This window comes from Kitasatospora sp. NPDC059747 (genome assembly GCF_042732955.1).
In the GTDB taxonomy this organism is placed as follows: Bacteria; Actinomycetota; Actinomycetes; order Streptomycetales; family Streptomycetaceae; genus Kitasatospora.
The window spans coordinates 76,372-80,199 of record NZ_JBHWGV010000035.1 but is presented as its reverse complement, the minus strand read 5'-3'; the positions used below and the strand labels follow the sequence as shown (position 1 = coordinate 80,199).

The following is a 3,828-nucleotide window of genomic DNA, read 5'->3' as shown; positions in this document are numbered from 1 at the left end:
CTCCGGCGTGTCCGCCGAGGACGCCGCCCGCGCCCGCAACGCGGCCGCCCGCGCCCGCAGCGCCGCCGCCGAGGCCACCCGCGCCGCCAACGCCACCGTCGCGATCGCCAACCAGGCGGCCGCCGCGGCCGGCGACGCGCAGCGCGCCGCCAACGACGCGGCCGCCCACGCGGAAGCCGCGGCCACCGCGGCCGAGCAGGCAGCCCAGCACGCCGGTGACGCGAACACCGCGGCCAACGTCGCGCAGGCCGCCGCCACCGCGGCCGACGCCGACGCCAACTCCGCGGCGAATTCCGCGGCCCAGGCCCACAAGGTCGCCGACATCGCCCGCGCCTCCGACGCCGAGCGCCTCGCCGGCCAGCAGGCCGCCGAGATGGCAGCGGCCGACGAGGCCTCGCGCGACGCGGACCTGAAGGCCAGGACCGCGGCGTGGGAGGCCGGCAAGGCCACCCAGTTCGCGGCCGACACCGACCAGCTGGTCAAGGACGCGACCGCGTCCGGCGTCGATGCGAAGACCGCCGTGCTGAAGGGCCGTCAGGCCGCCTTCCGGCTGCTGGACGCCGGCGGTCCGTGGACCAAGGCTGCCGCCCAGACCGCGCTGGAGGGCGACGACAGCGCCGTCCAGACGTTCCTGGGCAGCGGTCTGCCGACCGCGCGCGACTACGACGACCGCACCAGCGTGATGGCGATCTCCCAGGCGCCGGGCAAGCTGGAGCGCCGCCTCGCCGCGGAGACCGCCTCGGTCGGCACCGCCGACCAGGTGCGCGCGTTCCTGGCCACCGGCCAGTACCCGGGCAAGGACGACGACGACCGTGTCGCGCTCTCGCAGATCATGGCCACGGGTGGCCCGGGCGTGAAGGCCGCGGCCGGCAAGGCCCTGGACGGCACGATCGACGACGTCCGCGCCTTCCTGACCACCGGCCAGTTCAAGGCCCGCGACGACGACAACCGCGTCCAGGTGACGCAGGCCCTGGCCAGTGGCGGCCCCGAGGTCAAGGCGGCCGCGCAGGCCGTCCTGTCCGGCCCCGCCGACCGGCTCGTGCCGTTCCTGCAGAGCGGTCTGGCCAAGGCCCAGCAGCGCGACGCGATGACCGCCTCCCACGTGGCCACCGTCGCGGCCTACCTGGCCACCATCGACGGCTCGGTCGCCCAGGCGCGCCAGTACGCGGCGCAGGCCGCCCAGTCGTACGCCACCGCGCGCGGCGCGGCCAACGAGGCCGCCGGCTACGCCAACCAGGCCAGCCAGTCCGCCCAGCAGGCCCAGAACTTCGCGGCCCAGGCCGCGCAGTCCGCCCAGGCCGCGCAGGCGTCCGCCGCCCAGGCGGCCCAGTCCGCCAAGCAGGCCCAGGCCTCCGCCGCCAACGCCAACGCGGCCGCCCGCAGCGCCGACTTCTCGGCCGCGGCGGCCACCAGCTACGCCAACCAGGCGCAGCAGTACGCCTCCGCCGCGAAGACCGCCTCCGACCAGGCCCAGGCCTCCGCCGCCGCGGCTGCCAAGAGCCGCGACGAGGCGCAGCAGGCCGCCAACGCCGCCCGGGACGCCTACTTCACGAAGCAGTGCACCGACACCATCGAGGGCGCGCTGGAGGACCAGACCGCCACGGTCGACGCCCAGGGCCGGGTCTCCTACGTCGTGGCCGACCCGCAGAGCGACATGAAGGCCGACCCGGTCAAGGACAACATGGGTCACTGCACCGCCGGTGACTTCGTCATGGGCCGCGGCGACGTCCTGCTGAAGAACGTCGACCCCAAGGTCTGGCACCAGAACGACAAGGGCCAGGACGTCTGTGACCTCACGGTGACCGTCCACGTCACCGGCACGGTCAACTACGTGATGAAGACCTGCCCGGAGCCGGGCCTGTCGATCGCGGCCTGCACCGGCAAGTACAGCGTCTGGAACACCGTCGTCGTCAGCAGCACCAAGGTCGACGACCAGCGTGACCAGAACGTCCAGATCACCTACTTTGACTACAAGGCGCACTACTCGCCGGAGGCGGTCCGCGGCCAGATCCTGTGGCACGCGCTGACCGACGACTTCGTCAAGTGCTACCACGATTTCGGCTTCAACAGCTCGTGCGCGTGGGCGGCGTCCAACTTCATCCCGTACGGCACCCTCGCCAAGGGCGCCAAGGCCGTGGTGGCGTTCCGCTTCGCGCTGGAGACGGGCGTCGGCATCGAGGACGCCAAGATCGCCGTCCAGGCGACGCTCAACGGCTACAGCCAGGCGGCCATCAACAAGCTGACGTCGACGGCGGACGCGGTCGCGAAGTTCCGCCTCACCCTGAAGGACGGCGTCGGAACCGAAGCCGCGCTCCAGGCCCTGCGGCAGGACCAGAACGTCGACCGCACGCTGGTCCAGCAACTCGAGGGCGAAGCCAAGGTTTCGGAGAACGGCCGCAAGGCGCCGGCCTGTCTGACGAAGCGCAACAGCTTCCCGGCCGGCACCCTCGTGCTCATGGCCGACGGCACGACCCGTCCCATCGAGCAGATCCGCATCGGGGACACGGTCACGGCCACCGACCCCGCCACCGGCGCCACCAGCGCGCAGCGCGTCGAGAACACCATCTACACCCCCGACGACCGTGACTTCACCGAACTCACGATCGCCGCTCCCGACGGCACCGCTTCGGCCATCACCTCCACCGACCACCACCCGTACTGGTCGGAGAGCGCCCACGACTGGCGCGACGCCGTAAATCTGGTTGTCGGCGACACGGTCCGCACCGCCGACGGCCGGGCCCCCGTGATCACCGGTACCCGGCACTGGACGACGCTGCAGCCCGCGTACAACCTCACCGTCGCTCTCGTCCACACGTACTACGTGCTGGCCGGCAACACGCCGATTCTCGTCCACAATTCCGGCTGCGGAGACATCCTCGGGGACACGTCAAAGCTTTCCGGATGGATTCCGCCTGCCATCCCAGATGAGTCCATGGCCGTCGTCAGGGATATCCAGCAGTACGGCGTCGAAGCCCAGGGAGCCGGCAATCAATTTGCCGGACCGTCCACTCCCGCCCGTTTTGAAAACTCAGGAAAGAATGGCGGCCACCAGCTTCCTCAGTACGACAGCACCGGAAAAGCGATCACATACCGAGAGTGGGGAACGGTTCAGGCGGGGGCTAATCCAAAGCCTGGCGGCGAGAGGATCGTGACCGGGTCGGACGGGTCGATCTACTATACTGCGACCCACTATCAGACCTGGATCGTGGCGGTGCCTGGATCGTGAAAGACCTTGAGCTGTGGACCCTGGAGGGACCTTCGCTGCTGACGGCTCGCGCCGACTCGCAGTTCTCGATCGCCGCATTGATGCCACCGTCGGGCTCGATCGTCGCAGCCCGCCTGGACGGCCGGAAGCTGGTCGAGGCACATGACGCCTTCGAACAGTTTTCCTACGCCCTGACGTTTCCGGCGTACTTCGGCTGGAATTGGGATGCACTGTCCGACTGCCTGCGAGACCTGTCGTGGCATCCGGCCGATCATTACCTGATCATCGTCGACCACACCGAAAGCATGCTCGCCGGGAATACCGAGGAGCGTGAAATTCTGCTCTCGATTCTTTCGCGTGCTGCGCGAGAGTGGGCGGACCCGCTCGGGAAGCCCGACGGCAAGGGAGTGCCGTTCAAGGTCCTCCTTCTCTGCGATGACGAGCCCACCGAGGCGCTGCACGCAGAGACAGCCATGCGATAGATCCACCACGCACATCCCGGAGGCTCCAGCGGATTCACTTCCGCTGGAGCCACAGGCGCGGGGACGGGGGCCACGCCCGCGGCCCGGGTGCGCCCCAGGGGGGCCCCCCCGACTCGCGGCCGCCCCGAGTCCCCCCCACAG

General features: G+C 70.5%; 2 protein-coding genes. Both read left to right on the top strand.

What is annotated here, in order from left to right:
* Positions 1-3,226 (top strand): polymorphic toxin-type HINT domain-containing protein (locus ACFV4G_RS17905; protein WP_380441315.1); only part of this gene is annotated, 3,226 nt, incomplete at its 5' end.
* Entirely contained in the window at positions 3,223-3,687 is a 465-nt protein-coding gene (locus ACFV4G_RS17900; RefSeq protein WP_380441313.1) for a barstar family protein, read from the top strand. The genes ACFV4G_RS17905 and ACFV4G_RS17900, both read left to right, overlap by 4 nt.
* Positions 3,688-3,828: the final 141 nt, after the last annotated feature.